The sequence below is a fragment of the Polynucleobacter brandtiae genome (genome assembly GCF_002797575.1).
GTDB lineage: Bacteria > Pseudomonadota > Gammaproteobacteria > Burkholderiales > Burkholderiaceae > Polynucleobacter > Polynucleobacter brandtiae.
The window spans coordinates 1-2,618 of record NZ_PGTX01000012.1 but is presented as its reverse complement, the minus strand read 5'-3'; the positions used below and the strand labels follow the sequence as shown (position 1 = coordinate 2,618).

The following is a 2,618-nucleotide window of genomic DNA, read 5'->3' as shown; positions in this document are numbered from 1 at the left end:
TCAGTCGTAATAGCTAATGCATTAGCTCCCATCGTGATCGTGCCACCTGCTCCTGTCACAACGGAACCAGCCGTGATGGCGGTGGCGCCGAGAACATAGCTACCACCAACAGCACCGTTTATCGCAACCACAGCATTACCAGCATCCATTGTCAACGCTCTTACAGTGCTAGTAGCACTATTAAGAGTGCTACTGAAGGTCACATCAGCATTGCTTGTCGATAAAGTAGTGTCTGTACCCAGGGTAACAGCGCCGCTATAGAGTTGGGTACCGCTAGTGGTAATGGCATTGGTATTAATTGCGGTGGTGCCAGAGATGGAGAGGTTCTTACTACTTCCTGTAAGGGTTACGGTATCGCTGGTGCCATTACCAAAGACGGCGTTACCGGTAATGGCTAAGCTAGAGGCACCAGCTACTGTGCCATTAAAGCTGGCTGTACTTGCAGTTAAAGTAGCATCAGCCCCTAAGGTGACATTGTTGTTGTAGGTTTGAGCGCCACCTGCAGTATTGATGGATCCACCATTAATCGCAGTGGTACCCGATGTTGAGTTTTGTAACAGGCTAGTTGCAGCTACTGTATTACTAAAGGTAGTGTTACCAGTACTGGTTAAGGAGATATTACCCAGGCCTTGTGAACCTCCTACTGCGCCGGTAAAGGTGATGTTGCCAGTGCCTGCAGAAACAGTGAGGGTTTTATTACCGTTAACAGTACTGTTAAAAGTAATTCCAGCGGGAGTAAAAGAAGTAAGAATAATGTAACCATCAGCATTATTTGCTAACTGAATAGTAGTGTCGGTAACTGAGCTCACTGAAATTCCAGCGACTACTCCATTAGAGCCTCTATTGCCACCAAGCCCACGCCATTCGCTTGAAGGTGCAGATCCAAAAGATGTATTACCTCCCAGTAAACCGCCACCGCCACCGCCGCTTCCGCCACCATCAACACCTGTACTTGTAATAGTGCGAACACTTGGTTGCCCAGCTCCTGCACCAATTGCACCGGCATAGATACCTGAGGCTAAATAATTGCCAGCATCAGCACCGGTAGTTTCTCCATCACCACCTGTGTTATTGGCTCCTGCGCCACCACCAGCACCGCCAGCAAAAATATAGTTAGTTCCGGAACTACCAATTCTTACTATCGAGGCCGCGCCACCGCCCCCACCACCGCCAGAAGAGCCATAGGGTCCAGCATTACCGCCAGCACCACCAGCGGCAACACCTAATGCATTTGTTCCCCCTGCACCGCTACCGGTAGAGGATCCGCCTGTACCACTAGAGCCACCTTTGCCAGGTGCCAACTGAAGCACTGTCCCAGGGGTCACAGATAAGGTGGCTACATACTTACCAGCCACACCCGTATTGAGACCTATATTGCCATCATCTCCTCCCTTACCACCTGCGCCGCCAACTAACTCAATTGTTACTGAACTACCTGAAATAGTGATGTTCTGCACTGATCCAGAATAGTTATATCGGGTATTTGTGCTTTCTCCAACTGAAGTTAGTGTGACGTTATCTGCAAGAGTCACTGGGCCATCATAGATTTGAATACCTAGCGTTGAAACAGCTGCGCCTATTGCAATTTCTGTTGAACTCGTTGCAAGCAAAGAGGATAGCCTTGTACCTGCACCCAATACCCCACCAAAACTAATCGCACCACTGCCTGCATTAACTGTTAATGCTTGCCCGCCGTTGATCGTAGTAGTAGAGCCACTAAAGGTGATGTTGGCATTAGTGGATGTCAGTGTGATAGCACCAGTTGATAAGGTAATCGGACCGGTATAAGTTTGTGTACCTGCACCAGAAGTAATATTCTGAGCAATCGTGAAGCCAGATGTACCGCTCAAAGCTAGATTACCGGTAGTGATGATACCGGTCGTGTTCACAACCCCGACGGTATACCCAGAGTTCTCGATAAAGGAGATAACTCCCGTATTACCCGCTAAGGTAGTAATGGCGTTACTAGTATCGGTAAGAGTATAGATACCCGCAGTACCGAGGAGTTCTAAACCACTCGCCGCAATCCGTTGACTCTGCGTTACGGTACCCGTAGTACTGAGGGTGAGATTCCCGCTGGTGGTCAGGCCTACAGTGTTGACAGTACCAATGGCAAAGCCACTATTTTCTAAGAACGAGACTGTGCCAGTGCTGCCTGCTAAGGTAGTAATGGCGTTGCCAGTATTAGTCAGGGTATAGATACCAGCAGTACCGAGAAGCTCTAAACCACTAGCAGCGATGAGCTGACTCTGCGTTACTGTACCTGTAGTACTGAGGGTCAGATTACCAGTGGTGGTCAGGCCTACAGTGTTGACAGTACCAATGGCAAAGCCACTGTTCTCTAAGAATGAGACTGTGCCAGTGCTGCCTGCTAAGGTAGTAATGGCGTTACCAGCATTAGTCAGGGTGTAAATACCGGCAGTACCCAGGAGTTCTAAACCACTAGCCGCAATCAATTGACTCTGCGTTACGGTACCCGTAGTACTGAGGGTGAGATTACCAGTAGTGGTCAGGCCTACTGTATTGACAGTACCAATAGCAAAGCCACTATTTTCTAAGAATGAGACTGTGCCGGTATTACCGGCTAAGGTGGTAATCGCGTTTGCCGTATCCGTTAA

Annotated in this window: 1 protein-coding gene; it reads right to left on the bottom strand. The window is 48.9% G+C overall.

The features are described 5' to 3' along the window. The coding region (locus tag B0G85_RS10175) for a beta strand repeat-containing protein (RefSeq protein WP_198508819.1) at positions 1-2,618 on the bottom strand (2,618 nt) is incomplete at both ends.